Genomic DNA, 16,991 nt, shown 5'->3' on the forward strand with positions numbered 1-16,991 from the left:
TGAAAATATGATTTACATATCAATGTTACATTTGATGCTTAGACAATTAGCTAAATAATAGACTTTTCAAACAGCCTCTAAGAGATAACTGTAAAAAAGCTCCCTTAACGGGAGCTTTTTAGACTAACTTTTTATTACTAATAAAGCATCGACTATAATTGGATCCCACTTGGTTCCGGCTTCTTGTTTCATTATTGACAGAGCTTCTTCTTTAGACAAAGATTCTCTATAAGGTCTTTCAGAACACAACGCCTGATGCGCATCAGCAACTGCAATAATTCTAGAACCAAGTGGAATACTAATACCTGCTAATCCTTCTGGTTCGCCCTGTCCATTCCATCTTTCACGATGATAATGAATGTAAGGTACCACTTCAGATAGGAAATTAATTTTCATAAGTAAACTTACACCAACATTAGGATGCTTTTGCAACTTATTCCAGTCAGCTTTAGTCAATTTTCCTTTTTTAATAAAAATATCTTCAGGAAGAGTAATTTTTCCTATATTTTGTAGCAATCCTGCATAGTAAATAAGATCAACTGTTTTTTCATTTAAATGTAGATATTCTGCAATTTCTCTAGCCAAATTAGCTACTTTTCTTGAATGTTCTTCTGTATATTCACTCTTGGCATCAACAGCAGCAGCTAAAGTTTCAACGAATATTTGCTGTTCATCACCCAGATCACCTATGCTAGCTGTTAACTCGGTTCTTAAATGTGTTAATTCAGCAGGAGTCGCATTTTTATCTTCTATGAGTGACTGTGCTTCATCTACTAACTGTTGAAGTTTCATTGATGTTACAAATAATTTTGCTGTAATTTCAATTAACTGTACATGTTCGGGAGATATATCTTTTACACTATCGTGTTCAAGACACATAACTCCAATACAATCAAAATTGTTTGCCATTGGAACAGTTAACAGGGTTTCAGTCGCATTTTCTCCAAGAATTTCTTTAGGTTTCCAGTTTTTTGAGTTTTTAACTTCTTTAAAATAAAATGTTTGTCCTGTTAAAAATGATTCTATTGGTATGGTTACATCTTCTTTTAATGAATAACCAATTGTTTTAAATTTATTGTTTTCCAGCTTATCTGTGGAACTTCCGACAAGTACTAAATCCCAATGCGATTCATTTAGTGAGCTTTTTACATTATTAGAGCTTAAATATATATGACACGCATTAACTCCAAGCATTTGAGTAATTGTTTTTGCAATGGAATTATAAATAACAAAGTCATCTTCACTATCAAACCCTAATAAAGTAAGTGTTTTATCAAGTGAATATATAGATATAAGCTCTTTTAACTGATTTTTTAATCCCGTAACTTTATCGTGGAAGGAGGTATTAATTTTAGAAAGTAACTCTTCAGAGATTAGATGTTCGGTTAAAAAATCACCTAAATTTAACGCGAATATCGCCTCAAAAGGATCATTTTCCATCATTTTTAGATTGTTACTCAAATTCCCTCCATCTGCTTCTTTTGCTGTCATACTGAAGCTTCCTTAAACTTCCTAATAGTCTAACAAGTCAACACTTTTTAAATTTTTTTCTAATACTTATATCGGTTATATTTTTAAAAACTTTGATACTTTTTCAGAACTTTTTTAAAAAATAAGCTAAAATCCTGATAAGTACTGGAAAGAATTTTTGTTAAGAAAGGTAAAATTCATTTGACATAATTGACGTTTAATATCCCGTAAAATACAGTTGGTAAACTATTTAACTTTCATAAGGTGTTTAATATAATAACCTTGCCTATTTATTTAATTCACTAAAACTTATATTAAGGAAATATAAAATTGAGTATATCAGATAGTTTCATCGATATTAAGTTGCAACAACTGGAATTCGAAGAAACTTACTTAAGTCCTTTAGCAGCAAAAAGCGCTAGCTCTCAAGGTAGAAGTAAAGAAGAAGATCCCTGCGCATTAAGAACAGAATTTCAACGAGATAGGGATAGAATCCTTCATAGCAAAGCATTTAGACGTCTCAAACATAAAACTCAGGTCTTTATTTCTCCGCAAGGAGATCATTATAGAACCAGAATAACTCATACTCTTGAGGTTTCTCAAATAGCAAGAACTGTAGCAAAAGCTCTAAAATTGAACGAAGACTTAACCGAAGCTATAAGTTTAGGCCATGATCTAGGTCACACACCATTTGGACATACAGGAGAGGAAGTTTTAGACTCATTGCTTGATGGTGGCTTTAGACATAATGAACAAAGCATAAGAGTAGTAAGTATTATTGAAGACTTAAATCTGACAGCAGAAACCCTTGACGGAATTCTAAACCATACAGGTCACTCAGATCCTGTTTCTTTAGAAGGACAAATAGTTAAAATTACAGATAGAATAGCCTATTTAAACCATGATATCGATGATTCGATAAGGGCAGGAATAATAGGACCTAAAGACTTACCTAAAAATTGTGTCCAAATTCTTGGCAATTCAACTAATGAAAGAATTACCACCCTGGTTAAAGATCTCATAGTCAATAGTAAGAATAAAAATAAAATTACTATGTCAGATGAATGCTTTCAAACCATGGACGAACTGAGAAACTGGATGTTTGCTAATGTTTATATTGATTCACCAGCTAAAAAAGAAGAACATAAAGCAAGAAAAATAGTAACAGAGCTCTACAACCACTATATTGAAAATTTTGATAATATTGAATGGATGATAAAAGGCAGATCAGAACCAGCATCAAGAATTGTTGCAGATTATATAGCCGGTATGACTGATAGGTTCGCAATTCAGCAATACATGGAAAAATTTGTTCCATCTTCATGGCAATTATAATTCTGTGACGGTTTTATACATGTGGTACTTATTAATGAAAGAAATATAACCATAAATGAGTCAAAATCTTCAATCAAAAACTCAAGATGTTATATTTGAAATCAAGAATCGACTTGATATAGTCGATACCGTTTCTGAGCACGTAGTACTTAAAAAATCAGGCAGAAACTACTGGGGACTATGTCCTTTTCATAAGGAAAAAACTCCATCTTTTTCTGTAAATCACGATAAAAATATATTTAAGTGCTTTGGATGCGGAGTTGGCGGTGATTCCATAAGCTTCTTAATGAAGCTGAATAACAGTACCTTTTATGAAGTCATAGCTGATTTAGCCCAAAAATATGGGCTACAGCTTCCATCATTCGATCAATCGTCAGAAAAAACTGAATTACGAGAAAAAATCTATGATATCAACAAAAAAACTGTTGAATATTATACAAATTTATTATTGGAAGCTCCTGAAGCTGCTAGTGCTAGAGAATATTTAGCCAAAAGAGAAATTAATAAAGATATTATCGAAAAATTCAATCTTGGTTTTTCCTTAAAGCAGGCAGATGGATTAATTAATCATTTAGTAGGCAATTTTAAAACTGATTTTGACTTATTAGATAAAGCTGGATTAATTTCAAAGCGAACAACTGGAAATGGGTATTGTGATCGATTCAGAAATCGTATAATGATTCCTATTCAGGATGAGAAGGGAAATTTCATAGCTTTTGGAGCAAGAGCTCTTGAGGATTCTCAAAATCCTAAATACTTGAACTCACCTGATACATTAACATTCAATAAAAGTAGAAGCTTATTTGCCTTATATCAGGCAAAAGAAAGCATCAGGAACCTTGACAATGTAATAATCATGGAAGGCTATTTCGATGTAATCTCAGCTCACACCCACGGTTTGACCAATGTGGTTGCCACATTAGGTACTGCGTTAACAGAACAGCACCTTAAAATATTAGCAAGGTACACAGATTCGAGGCGTATTTATTTAGCATTTGACGTAGATGAGGCAGGTGTTAGTGCAACAAACCGTGGTGCTGAGATAATTAAATCAGTTTTTGATGGACTTGGAGATATAAAACAATTTGACGAGAATTTTACAAGTTTTTCAGATACTAATAATAGATCTTCCTGCGAAATAAGAGTTGTTCCCATACCTACAGGAAAAGATCCAGACGAATTTATAAGAACAGATGGCATTGATGCTTATAAAAAGCTTGTAAATCAAGCACCCCTTTTGATAGATTATCAAATAAATAGGATAATAAAGTCAAAGGATAATATCACAAGTCCTCAAGACAAAGCTCACCTTATAAAGCAGTTAATACCTGTTCTTACAGAAATTAAAAATTCTATTATTCTAGATGAATATATTCATCTAGTAGCAGAAAGATTACAAATTCATGAGGAATCACTTGCAAAAGAAGTTAAAAAATCGTTACAAAAATCCAGCAAAAATAAAAGCGATGTTCAACCAATTGTAAATAAAAAGTTAGAAAAGCACATTTTAGCGCAAAAAAATTTATTGAGCTTATATTTTATAAATAGTGATAAACTTTCAATTTTATGTATAAATAATTATTTAAAGGAGGTAAATTTTACTGATTCAAATTACTTATTAATAAAGAATGAAATTGATAAGATAATTCAGGAAGTTAGTGAAACGATGAGTGCTGAAGAATTAAATAAAGAATTGCTTATAAGGCTCATGGATAATGAAGCAGCAAAACAAATAGTCGTTGATATTAATTTCTCTTTAGATGATAAAAAAGATTTAAGTGAAAAACTTTTATTGCAATTCATTCAAGAAAACATACTGTATATAAATCAGTATATAAATTTACAAGAACAAGAACAGTTAAAAACTAACTACCATGCTGCAAAAAATGACGAATTATCTTCATTACAATTGCAATATAAGGTAAGGGAGTTGATTCAATTGAATAATAGTAAATTGGAGATAATAAATAATGAGCAAGAAGAAGAATGACAATGAGGACGTTTTATTAGATATGATTAGCAAATCAGAAAGATTTAAAAAAAATCGCTCCGGCATTGATGAAATATTAACCACAGATGACGCAGAAGACGATCAAATAGGCAGTCTTTTCGGCAGATCTTCCGCAATCAGCATTAAAGATCACGATGATGATGAAGATCTGGTAATTAAAGAAGGAGCATTCGGCGAACTTGATGAAATTGACATAACTCCACCAAGAGGTGTATCAATTGACGATCCAGTCAGAATGTACTTAAGAGAAATCGGTAGAATCCAGTTATTAACAGCTGATGAAGAAATTGAACTGGCAAGAAAAATTGTTAGCGGCGGCAACGAAGGTCAAATCGCAAAACGTAAACTCGTACAGGCAAACTTAAGGTTAGTAGTTAGTATTGCTAAAAAATACGTTGGACGCGGCATGCTTTTCCTTGACCTTATTCAAGAAGGAAATCTAGGTCTTATTAGAGCGGCAGAAAAATTTGACCACGAAAGAGGTTATAAATTCAGTACATACGCAACCTGGTGGATTAGACAGGCTATTACCAGAGCTATTGCAGATCAGGCTAGAACCATAAGAATCCCTGTTCATATGGTTGAAACTATCAATAAATTAAAGAAAGTTACCCGTAAACTTGCTCAAGATTTAAGCCGTAAACCTACAGAAGAAGAAATTGCAGAAGCTATGGGTATTACAATCAATAAATTAAGAGAAATCATTAAAGTTGCTCAAGAACCACTTTCATTAGAAACTCCTATCGGTAAAGAGGAAGACAGCAGATTGGGCGATTTTATTGAAGATAAAGAAGCAGATGCTCCTGTTATGACAGTAGCCCACGAACTCTTAAGAGAAGATCTTGCTGAAGTCTTAAGCAGCTTGTCTCCAAGAGAAAGAGACGTGTTAAGATTAAGATTCGGTATGGATGATGGTAGACAAAGAACATTAGAAGAAGTTGGTCAACTCTTCGGTGTAACCAGAGAAAGAATCAGACAAATTGAAGCTAAAGCTCTCAGAAAGCTTCGTCATCCAAACAGAAGCAGAAGATTAAAAGAATATATTGAACAATAATTAATAATAAGAGAGAAATATGTGTTCTGAAACCCTGTTGCTGGATACTCTAAAAAAGAGTGAATGTAGCAGGGTTTTTCTATGTGTACAATTGGTAAAAAAGTTTTTATTCAAGTAACCATAAAGCAGCACAAGTCATCCCATTTCTTTCATTGTTTGAGGATAAGCTGCAGTATGTAGAATGAAGACCTGCATTGATTGTTCCCGGTGCACCTACAGGCAAAACAGACCTGTCGAAAACTTGGAAAGTAAACACATCCTTACCATAAATATTTGGTTTTTTTTGATGACTATTTACATCAATTGTTATAAGTATTCGTCCTGGACCATTATCCATCATTACAAGCATGCCATTACTTAAAATAAATTGACCATCGTTTAAATAACCTGTATTTGCCGGGAGTCCGGCATATGTGCCATAAATTTCTGATGTGCTTGTACTTGGTACACAATCAAAGCTATTACAATCTTTAATAATTTTAAAATAGCTCTTAAAGATTGTTTTGAAATTAGCATAATTACTGTCATAAGTCTGAAGAACACCGTTTTCATCTTGAGCCATTTGCGTTACAACTTGAGAAAGAATAGAATATCCAGCTCTAAGAGATGCTCTAAGATGAGTATTTTCAATATTTTGTATTAAAGTAGGAATAGTATAACTTGCAATTATACCTATAATTGTTAGAGTAAGCAGTAACTCAGTCAGAGTAAATCCTTTTTTACTTTTCATCATATTTATATTTATATTTTATATATTATTTCATGATAGCAGAGTTCAGATTCTTTAACAATTATTATGTCATGGGGCAAATATCTTTCATTACAAGAGCTTAGTCATAATAATTTCATAAAGTCCTTGTACTAAAGGTTTAATCATCGTCTAAAAATCCTCTGATAAAGAAGCAGGTCTTCCTGTTGTTACTTAAGTCTTAGGCAACCTATCTTTAACAAAAAGACGTGTATTAAGATTAAAAGAATATATTGAATAACAACTTGTTAATATGGTAAAAAGAAGGATAGAAATCCTATTTTTTATTGCTGATATAATAAATTACTTGTTTTGAGAAAATAATATGCTGTTAATAATAAGAAAAGATATTTTCATTAGTTTTCTTACTTTGACTTTTTTACCTTTAGCTATAATGGCATGGCTTTCTATTGCAATATTTGACAAGATAGAAGAAAATAATGCCAATAATCTTGGTGCAGACTTAAATGCCATAAAATTGATTTATAACAATTCAATTCAAGAGTTGGAAAGTTATGTCGTACAAAAATCTTATGAAATATCTGCATCCAACACTCATATAATTAACAACAAGAAAGACAATGCAGATATTTTATTCGTCATTAACTCTGATGAAATAAATAATTTCAAGAATTTAAAGCCCATTTTATATGAAGCACTTAAAAAAACAACTAGTTCTACAGAGATAATTCCAGAAAACATTATAAAGAAATACTATCAAAAAGATATAAATAGTCTGACAATAAACTCTGACACAAAAGAAAAAGGCATTCTGGCGGGTTTAGCTCATATTTCAGCATGTAATATCAAAACTACAAATAAATTATTAATTGGAATTAAGTTTATAAAGTCAAACTCTAAACTTCATAAGGAATTTTCCGATTTAATAAATGGAAATCTTTTGCTTATTGAAAAAGATTATGTAATAGCTGAAATATCTAAAGATAACATCTTTAAACAAAGCTCAAAAACAAGTTTAAATACCAGTACTTATAAAAAATCAAATTTGGAAAGCCTGACAAAAACGCTTTATACTCTCAAAAAAAGCTATATTTATACTATAGAACCAATATATAATTATAATAACGCTCCTATTGGCGCAATATTTCTACTAAAATCTCCAAATGAACTCAACAAACTAAAAAAACAGAACACAATTTTAATAGTGCTAACTATATTAATTGTCGGAATGATAATATCGATTGCGGCTCATCTGACTTCACAGAGATTAATGAATTCATTAGAACAAATAGCAGGAGTTGCCATGGCCGTAAAACAAGGAGACCTGTCAAAGCGAGTACAAATAAAGGCAACTGGAAAAACTGCACAGTTAGGTTTAAACATTAATAAGATGATCGAGTCTCTACAGGATAGAGAAAGCAGGATTAAAAAATATCAAAGAGAAATACATGAGCAAAAAGAATATCTGGAGGCGCTTTTTAATTCTCTGGCAGATGGGATCATAACTATATCAAAAGACTGTAAGATTACAAAAGTAAATCCTGCTATTAATATCTGGAGTGGACGTGAAGAAGAGGAAATTGCAGGAAAATATCTGGCTGAATTTCTACAATGTAAATGTAATATCGATTGTTTAAGAAACAAAGAAGACATCCCGGAAAATTGTCCTTTAATCTCACATAATGAACGATTAGCCCCAACTGAAGCTCAAATATTGAATAAAAATACTAAAGCAGAAAAATTACTAAGCTTAAATTTCTCTCAAATTTCAGGAGTAGCAGGTGAACCAACTTATGTAATAGTACTGAGAGATATTACTGAGCTAAAAGAAATGGATAAAATGAGAGAAGACTTTACTGCTACATTAACGCATGATCTTAGAGTGCCAATTTTAGCAGAGGCAAATACTCTCAAATTCTTCTTAAAAGGCATGTTTGGTCCTTATACTGACAAGCAAAAAGAAGCTATGGAAAATATGCTTGAAAGCAACAATGGCTTATTAAGCCTTGTTAATAGCTTATTAGACACATATAAGCACGAATCGGGCCAGGGTGAATTGATTAAAGAAATTACAAATATAAGAAAATTGGCTCAGGATTGTGTAGCAGAACTTACACCTATTGCAAAGAAGCATAATCAAAGTTTAACCAACTTTATCTCTAAAGAAACCCCTGCTGCAAGAATAGATAAAAAAGAAATAAAAAGAGTAATAAATAATTTAATAAGCAATGCAATTACTTATACTCCAAAAGGTGGTGTAATTGCCATAGATGCAGAAGAAAAAAACAATGAGATTATAGTTAAAGTAACAGATACAGGAAAAGGAATCCCCGAATCCGAATATGAGATTATATTTGACAGGTTTTTCTCTAAAGCTAAGAAATTCCGTAAAATAGGAACAGGATTAGGATTATATTTATCAAAAAGAATTATTGAAAAGCATAATGGGAAAATCTGGGTAGAGAGCCAACTAGGAAAAGGGAGTACCTTTTATTTCAGCTTACCATTAGATAGCTAATACTATACCACATTAATTATTGTTCTAAATGTAGAAATAATGAGAAATAATTTCTAAAATTCTCTCGGGAATTGTCATCCCGCACTTGATGCGGGATCTGTCTATGTTTCAATTCTAAGCTATAAATGTTAATTGGATAGATGCCGGATCAAGTCCGGCATGACATCCTGGCTTTTTGTAAATACTCGTCCATTAAAATATTTGCGATTTTAAAGTAAAGGAGGTAACAAAAAATACTTACGCATAAAGTGATATTGTCATTGCGAGGAGGGCTGAAAGCCCGACGTGGCAATCCAAATTATAGCATTATTTAATGGATTGCTTCGCTTCGCTCGCAATGACAGATTTGAGTTTTAAAATACGCAATAATTTTTTGTTTGTTCCTTAAATATTCAAAAAATGTACTAACCTTTATCAATTCACTAGCTATAGTCATTAATTTAACCCTATAATATTAATCAATTTACGTTTTTACGTAAGTCCTGTTTTTTATGCAAAGTGAAAAGCATTATTTTTGAAATAAACTACCGGCTTTTAGTTTAGATCTCTTAATTTATCAATATTTTTTGTTTAATAGTTTCAACTAGCATGGTATATAGTATGTACGCTCTTTCACTGTAAAAATAAAATCAGGAGCAAATTTGTGAATAAATTATGCGAGCTAGGCATTTTAATCGTTGAAGATCATACCCTTACAAGATTTGGCTTAAAGACAGCCTTAGAATCATTAGATCATGTAAAACTAATATTGGAAGCCGAAGACGGAGAAACAGGTATTTGCCTGGCAAAAGAGCATAAACCCGATATTGTATTAATGGATTTAGGTTTACCCGGCATAAACGGAATTGAAGCCACAAAATTAATTAAAAAAAATGATAATAAAATAAAAGTTATTATTTTAACCTCGCACAACAATGAAGCTGAAGTCTGGGCTGCACTTGGAGCAGGGGCTAACGCATATTGTCTAAAAGATATAGAACCTGACAGACTTATCCATGTTATTGAATCAGTATATGATGGAGCCGCCTGGTTTGATCCTGCAATTGCTGAAACCATTCTAAAAACCTTATCTAATGGTAAATTAGTCATATCAGCAGAAGACCCTAAAGAAACAGAAGAGAAAATACAACTTACCGACAGAGAAATGGATGTATTAAGACTTATTGTAGATGGTTACAGCAATGCAGAAATATCAGAAAAGTTATGTGTAAGCATCCATACAGCTAAAGCTCATGTTTGCAATATTCTGCAAAAGTTATCAGTAGATGACAGAACACAAGCAGCGATAAAAGCATTAAAAGATGGTTTAGTATAAGAAGTTTTATAACTCACTTAAATTGTTGCAGAAGAGTATATTCCCAAAAAAACCCACGGATGCGAATATATTCTAAAAGTATGGGATAAAACCAATAAATATAATTGCTACTTAAATAATTTTAGATGTCATTACGAGCCCTGACTCGTGGCTTTAAGAAATGGTCATACTTGCGTGGTAATCTCTAATCATAAATTTATGCAGGTAGCAATTCGAGTTATTTTATTTGTTAATGAATTTCTATGACCAAGTAAAAAAGTTTCACTAGATTATTCAGCTATTTAAATCTTACTATAACAAATATTCTACAAACTGCTATAATAAATTTATAAATAAAACCTTTAAAAATCTGCTATTATTATTGTTAGGGTAAGAATGAAAAAAGGATCATAAATAATGTCCTCAATAGCAAACATACTTGTGGTTGATGATAACCCAAAATATTTAAAAGATGTATTACCAATGTATGGGTACGAAGTATCCGTCGCACACGATGGTCTTCAAGCATTGAAAATTCTTAACGCAAAAGAGCAAAAGTTTAATCTTATAATTCTCGATATAATGATGCCAAATATGGATGGATGGGAAACTCTAAAAGCAATAAGAAATAACCAAGAATTTGAAGACATACCTGTTATTATGTTAACCGCTCTTGATAGTGAACAAAAAGAAGTTTCAGGATTAAAATTTGGAGCTGATGACTATATATCTAAACCATTTGCTCTTCCAAATCTTCTTGCCCGTGTTGAAGCATTATTAAGAAGGTACAGTTGGGGTCAGAAAAAGAACCAAAGCAAATCTATGAGCTTACCCTTCACTTCAGATGAACCTATTATCCCTTTAACAAACAGGGAGAAAGAAGTATTACAACTTGTGGCACAGGGGGCCAATAATCAAGAAATAGCAGAAAAATTATTTGTACGTGAAGTTACTGTCAAAACCCATTTAAACAGCATATTTAAGAAGCTAAATGTCACCAATAGAACACAGGCAGTTCTTCTTGCCTTACAAATGAATATAATTGACTAGCTAGAGGTAAATATGAGTAGTAGAGACGAATTAATTCACCTTTTAAAAAATGGTTTTATAGATGAGTTTAATGAAACAAGACCTTACGATCAAGATAGATTACTTGATTTAAGCGAACTAGACTTAAGGGATACAGAAATTACTAAAGCTAATTTAAGTAAAGCTGATCTAGCAGGTGCTGATTTTAGCGAATCTGAATTTTCTAATGCGGATTTTTCTAGTAGTGATCTAACCTCAGCAGATTTCGCAAAAACCACTCTGAAAAATTGCGATTTTATTGGAGCTACATTAGTTGGCACAAAATTTAAAGGAGCAAAATTATTAGATTGTGACTTTACAGATGCGGATTTTAGCGGCACTGACTTATCAGAAACTGACTTATCTGGATCTGATCTTTGCTCAGCAGAAAATTTAACTGAATGTATATTCGATAGCTTTACAATCTGGCCAGATTCAGATAATTTACCTGAAGACTTTGAAACTGCCTATTTTGAGGATTTATCTAGTTTAAAAGATGATGAGGATGATCTATTTGAAAATGATTATGCTTATTAAGTTTATATCCTTATCGCTAAAATAGTTTATAAACTTATTAATTACCTTTTTTGGTTTAGTACAAAATCTAATTTTTTGATATAAATTTATTATTGGATATAGTTTGGATAGGAGAGAATAATATGATTTACAAAGATTATGATGCATTAAAAGAATGGATAAGCGGAAAAAATCAACAAAAAAGAATAGATCAATTAGCAAAAAAATATAAAGGTAAAAAAGCCGTTATATATGGTGCAGGTATATTATCATCAGTAATATTTGATAACTATAATTTATCAGATTTAAATATTGTTGGAGTTGCGGATCAAAAGTTCTTTGGATCAGATGAAGAATTTAAAGGCTGTAAAGCTGTAGCACCTTATGATATGGCCGAAATAAATCCTGAAGTTATCATAATTGCTACATATAATACTGGAAACGTAAAAGACTTTATAAAAGAAGAAATTCTTCCCGATGTTGGAAAAATTCCTATAGAGCCTTTTGTAACAAAAAGCTTAAGAGAAAAAATATCTGAATTTTTAGAGGACTAATTAAAAGATTTTTATTGAAATAGATTATTACAGGAAATAAATTAAAGATGACCAAAAAAGCTTTAATAACAGGAATAACAGGCCAGGATGGCTCGTATCTTACAGAATTATTATTAGAAAAAGGATATGAAGTACACGGAATTATAAGAAGATCCAGTTCGTTTAATACAGACAGAATTGATCATTTATATAACGATCCACATATTGAAGGAACTAGATTATTTTTACATTATGGAGATTTATCAGATTCATCTAACGTTTCAAGGCTATTAGAAAAAATAGTCCCTGATGAAATCTACCACCTTGGAGCACAAAGTCATGTTAGAGTAAGCTTTGACACTCCTGAGTATACCGGAGATGTAACGGGACTTGGCACATTAAGGCTTTTAGATGCTATAAAAGATACACAGATTAATACAAAATTTTACCAGGCATCATCAAGTGAATTATATGGTAAAGTTCAAGAAGTACCTCAAAAAGAGACAACTCCATTTTATCCACGCAGCCCTTATGCTGTCGCAAAGCTCTATGCCTACTGGATAACAGTAAATTATAGAGAAAGTTATAATATGTTTGCCTGCAATGGAATCTTATTTAACCATGAATCTCCGAGAAGAGGAGAGACCTTTGTAACAAGAAAAATCACAAAAGCTCTTGCCAGAATTCTAGCAGGAAAACAAGACAAACTTTTCCTTGGTAACCTTGATTCTAAACGTGATTGGGGTTATGCAAAAGATTATGTTGAGGCTATGTGGATGATGTTACAACAGGATCATCCCGATGATTATGTTATTGCAACAGGCGAAACATATTCTATCAGGGAATTTCTCGATGAAGCCTTTGGATATGCAGGATTAGACTGGAATAAGTATGTTAAAATCGATCCAAGATATTTCAGACCTGCTGAAGTTGATTTGTTAATCGGAGATCCAACAAAAGCAAGACAAAAACTTGGTTGGGAACCAAAGGTTTCTTTCAAAGAACTGGTGAGAATTATGGTCGATGCTGACTTAAAGGCCGAAGGAGCAAATATTGAAAGAGTAAAAGCCATATAGATTATGGCTTTTACTCTTTCTACTAAATTATTTTTGGTGCTTGCCCAGAATAATATTTAATGATTGGTAATAGATTTCTAATATTTGCAGTTTTCGTTATTTATTAAATTTAAAAAATCGTCCAAACTGTCATTACGAGGAAGCAGCAAAGCTGCACCATTAAAAACCATAGTTTTAATACTAAGATTGATGAATTTAGAAAAGTGACTGTGTTTTCCAATGTTCATCATATAGATTGCCACGCCTGCGTTGCAGGATCGCAATGACATTCTTTATTATTAGTGTATTTTAACATTTTCTAGGCAAGCACTTTATTTTTTAAATACCATATAGTATGAATCTGTAACAGATTCATAGAAGTTTCTACAAACTCTAAGGGTTTTTTGTTTTATCTCCTCAGGCACGTTATCTACTTCTTCAAAACCAATTTTTCTAAAATATTCAACAATCTTAGTACTTATCCATACCTCATTAGCAGGACAAGTTTCTATTAAATGCTTTATCAAGCTTTCTCCAACACCTTTTTTCCTATATTCAGGCACTACTCCTATAGAAGATAATTCATAAATATTTTCATAGGGTTTAATCCTTCCAAAACCAGCCAAATTACCATTTATTTCTGCAATAACGAATTGTTCAGCAGAAACATTTTCTGTATCAAGTTTAAATTCAGCTAAATATGGTGCAATCTTTCTAATATCACTTTGCTGAGCCTTTCTCAATATTAAATTATCCATAACATATCTGCCTCTCATTTCAGTATATGCAATTATAAAATTGAACAACATTTTTTGAATAAATCAGGAGGCTAAATTAAGCGTTCAAATTAATTTGAGATAAACCGGATATATTTTAGCAGCCTTATTCCCTTATCAACTCAAAGGATTATAACTACAGAAAAATATATCCGGTTTATTTATTCACTACATAATTCAAAACAACTACGTTATTAGGTTAATTTAGCTACTTCCTCAGATACAGGTGGAGATTCTATAACACCTGTAGGTGCATTAATTTTTACTATCATAGTTTCTGGGGATGTTACAGGAGAAATGCCTGCAGGATATTTAATATCTCGAACGGTAATTAAATCCTCGAAATTCTCTAAACCCGATATATCAACATCAATACTACGTGGAATATCTGTAGGCAAACATTCAATTTCAATTTCAGTTTGAGGATTCCACAAGGTTCCACCTGCTTTTACAGCTGGTGATTCTCCAACTATATTAACAGGAGCTGATACTTTGACCTTTTCATCTGTTTTTATTCTATAAAATTCAATATTAAATATTTCATCAGTAGTTAAACCATATTGTACATTTTTCACTAATGCACTATAAGTATCATTATCATATTTTAATTGCATAATAGCGTTTTTATCAGCTTTATAAGCACTTCTAAAAGCTTTCGCATCTAATTGAATTGATATAGGGCTAAAGTTATGCCCATATATGGTAGCAGTAACTTTACCTTCAGCCCTTAGCTGTCTTGGTTTTTTCGAAAAATCTCTTTTTCCTACAGTAAGATTAAAGTTCTTAGCCATATTTTACTCCTCTAAATACAAAATTAGTGATCAACTATAAATATGAAACGTTAACTCAGCCTGGGTTATTATTGAAGTCACCTTACAAATATGTCAGCACCAGTAACAGAGAGAACGTATCCTCCTTCAACAACTATCATGAAACAATCTACTAGATCTATAAATCTGCATACAAACTATTACAATTAATAGAATTAATCAAAATTCAACTTTTATAATATTTAAAAGTTGATATATGCAAAATAGACAAAAGAGTAATTAAAAGCCTTATTTATTAATAACTTATATTAAACTATATTTGTTTTATTTCTTCTTCTTGCTTCAAGGAGAACCATTAGAACAGAAATGTCAGCCGGGTTAACACCGCCTATTCGGGATGCTTGAGCAAGAGTTACAGGCTTTATTTTAATTAGCTTGTCTTTTGCTTCACGTGGCAATTGCTCTATTGAAGCATAATCAAAATCTTCAGGAATTTTGATTTTCTCTAATCTATCTGCTTGTTCTATCTGAGCATTTTGTCTTTCTATATATCCTGTATACTTAAGTTCAATTTCAATCTGTTCACCAATTTCTTTAGGCAAATTAAGTTCCTGAGCTGTTTTATCAATTCTTTTTATGGCTTGATATCCTAAATTAGGTCTTTTCATAAGCCCTGCCAAACTATAACCCGTCTCGATTTTCTCATTATAATCAGCAAGAATCTCATTAACCCAGGTTTCCGGTCTAACTCTAACCATTTCCAGTCTTACTTTTTCTTGCTCAATTATTTCCTGTTTTTCTTTAAATCTCTGCCATCTTTCAGGAGAAATAAGCCCAACCTCATATCCTATCGTGGTTAATCTTGTATCTGCATTATCCTGTCTAAGAATAAGTCTGTATTCTGACCTTGAAGTAAGCATTCTATAAGGCTCATCAATATCTTTTGTGACAAGATCGTCAATTAAAGTACCAATATAAGAACTGCTTCTAGATAGGATAATCATTTCCTTATTATTTAGAAGTCTTACTGTATTAATCCCTGCTATAAGCCCTTGCGCTGCTGCTTCTTCATACCCACTGGTACCATTAATCTGACCTGCACAAAACAATCCTTCTATTCTTTTGGTCATAAGTGTATGAGAAAGTTGAATAGCAGGTATATAATCATATTCAACGGCATAAGCAGGCTTTAAAACATCAACTTTTTCTAAACCAGGAAGAGATCTAAGCATTTGGAACTGAACATCAGCAGGAAGGCTCGTTGAAAATCCCTGCACATAAGTCTCATAAGTATCTCTGCCCTCTGGTTCAATAAATATGTGGTGAGATTCTCTATGGGCAAAACGTACAACTTTATCTTCAATTGAAGGACAATATCTCGGACCCACACCCTTAATCAATCCCTGATACAGAGGGGATTTATCAAGATTTGCCATTATAATATTATGAGTTTCTTGAGTAGTTCTGGTTAAATAGCACGGTATTTGTTCTTTGACTGGCCTGTCAGGTTCAAAAGAGAAGAAATTCAACTCCTGATCACCAGGCTGAATTATAAGTCTTGAAAAATCGATGGTTCTAGCATCAACCCTGGCAGGTGTTCCCGTTTTTAATCTTCCAACAGTAAAGCCTAGTTTAGTCAGAGATTCAGAAAGACCAACAGCAGGGAATTCTCCAGCCCTGCCTGCCGGGAAAGAATTTAATCCTATCCATATTTTACCGTTTAAAGATGTTCCTGTAGTAAGGATAACTGCTCCAGCTTTATATTCCAGACCAAGTTCATCAATTACACCGATGATTTTGTCATCTTTAGTAATTAAATCAACAACCATACACTGCTTAAGGCTCAAATTTTCCTGTTTTTCCAGCAGGTTTCTCATATACT

14 protein-coding genes are annotated in these 16,991 nt (G+C 32.2%); 9 read left to right on the forward strand and 5 right to left on the reverse strand.

The genetic code is table 11. The features are described from left to right. Positions 1-123 precede the first annotated feature (123 nt). On the reverse strand, positions 124-1,491 hold the full coding sequence (locus A2255_06365) for a hypothetical protein (protein OGI21000.1): 1,368 nt from the start codon (positions 1,489-1,491) through the stop codon (positions 124-126). Between the two features lie 336 nt (positions 1,492-1,827). On the opposite strand from A2255_06365, the gene A2255_06370 reads away from it, so the two are divergent. Genes A2255_06370 through A2255_06380 form a run of 3 tightly spaced genes read left to right on the forward strand, consistent with a single transcriptional unit; the run spans position 1,828 to position 5,870 of the window. Then, entirely contained in the window at positions 1,828-2,805 is a 978-nt protein-coding gene (locus A2255_06370; GenBank protein OGI21013.1) for a deoxyguanosinetriphosphate triphosphohydrolase, read from the forward strand. Between the two features lie 55 nt (positions 2,806-2,860). Beyond that, positions 2,861-4,795, forward strand: coding sequence for a DNA primase (locus A2255_06375; GenBank protein OGI21001.1), 1,935 nt, complete (start codon positions 2,861-2,863; stop codon positions 4,793-4,795). Beyond that, positions 4,776-5,870, forward strand: a complete 1,095-nt coding sequence (locus A2255_06380; protein ID OGI21002.1) for an RNA polymerase sigma factor RpoD — start codon at positions 4,776-4,778, stop codon at positions 5,868-5,870. The genes A2255_06375 and A2255_06380 overlap by 20 nt, the downstream gene beginning before the upstream one ends. Before the next feature lie 106 nt (positions 5,871-5,976). On the opposite strand, the gene A2255_06385 is transcribed toward A2255_06380, so the two are convergent. Then, the gene (locus A2255_06385) at positions 5,977-6,600 is read right to left on the reverse strand and encodes a hypothetical protein (GenBank protein ID OGI21003.1); all 624 of its coding nucleotides are present in this window, start codon (positions 6,598-6,600) and stop codon (positions 5,977-5,979) included. 343 nt (positions 6,601-6,943) lie between these two features. Between A2255_06385 and A2255_06390 the strand changes: the two genes are divergently transcribed. The 6 genes from A2255_06390 (at position 6,944) to A2255_06415 (ending at position 13,584) form a co-directional block, all read left to right on the forward strand. Beyond that, positions 6,944-9,097 carry a hypothetical protein gene (locus A2255_06390; GenBank protein OGI21004.1) on the forward strand — a complete coding sequence of 718 codons (2,154 nt, stop codon included), beginning with the start codon at positions 6,944-6,946 and terminating at the stop codon, positions 9,095-9,097. Between the two features lie 643 nt (positions 9,098-9,740). Continuing rightward, positions 9,741-10,412: a hypothetical protein gene (locus A2255_06395; GenBank protein ID OGI21005.1), complete on the forward strand. Its 672-nt coding sequence runs from the start codon at positions 9,741-9,743 to the stop codon at positions 10,410-10,412. A gap of 396 nt (positions 10,413-10,808) precedes the next feature. Continuing rightward, positions 10,809-11,441: a hypothetical protein gene (locus A2255_06400; protein OGI21006.1), complete on the forward strand. Its 633-nt coding sequence runs from the start codon at positions 10,809-10,811 to the stop codon at positions 11,439-11,441. 12 nt (positions 11,442-11,453) lie between these two features. Further along, positions 11,454-11,996 carry a hypothetical protein gene (locus A2255_06405; GenBank protein OGI21007.1) on the forward strand — a complete coding sequence of 181 codons (543 nt, stop codon included), beginning with the start codon at positions 11,454-11,456 and terminating at the stop codon, positions 11,994-11,996. 122 nt (positions 11,997-12,118) lie between these two features. After that, positions 12,119-12,529: a hypothetical protein gene (locus A2255_06410; protein OGI21008.1), complete on the forward strand. Its 411-nt coding sequence runs from the start codon at positions 12,119-12,121 to the stop codon at positions 12,527-12,529. Between the two features lie 47 nt (positions 12,530-12,576). Next, positions 12,577-13,584 carry a GDP-mannose 4,6-dehydratase gene (locus tag A2255_06415; GenBank protein ID OGI21009.1) on the forward strand — a complete coding sequence of 336 codons (1,008 nt, stop codon included), beginning with the start codon at positions 12,577-12,579 and terminating at the stop codon, positions 13,582-13,584. A gap of 311 nt (positions 13,585-13,895) precedes the next feature. Here the strand turns inward: A2255_06415 and A2255_06420 are convergent, their stop codons facing one another. From A2255_06420 to A2255_06430, 3 genes are all read right to left on the reverse strand, one after another. Beyond that, complete coding sequence (locus tag A2255_06420) at positions 13,896-14,321, reverse strand: hypothetical protein (protein ID OGI21010.1); 426 nt, start codon at positions 14,319-14,321, stop codon at positions 13,896-13,898. 212 nt (positions 14,322-14,533) lie between these two features. Further along, on the reverse strand, positions 14,534-15,130 hold the full coding sequence (locus A2255_06425) for a hypothetical protein (protein OGI21011.1): 597 nt from the start codon (positions 15,128-15,130) through the stop codon (positions 14,534-14,536). A 287-nt stretch (positions 15,131-15,417) separates the two neighbouring features. Further along, the gene (locus A2255_06430; protein OGI21012.1) at positions 15,418-16,986 is read right to left on the reverse strand and encodes a tRNA uridine-5-carboxymethylaminomethyl(34) synthesis enzyme MnmG; all 1,569 of its coding nucleotides are present in this window, start codon (positions 16,984-16,986) and stop codon (positions 15,418-15,420) included. Between the last annotated feature and the right edge of the window lie 5 nt (positions 16,987-16,991).

Source organism: Candidatus Melainabacteria bacterium RIFOXYA2_FULL_32_9 (genome assembly GCA_001784615.1).
In the GTDB taxonomy this organism is placed as follows: Bacteria; Cyanobacteriota; Vampirovibrionia; order Gastranaerophilales; family UBA9579; genus UBA9579.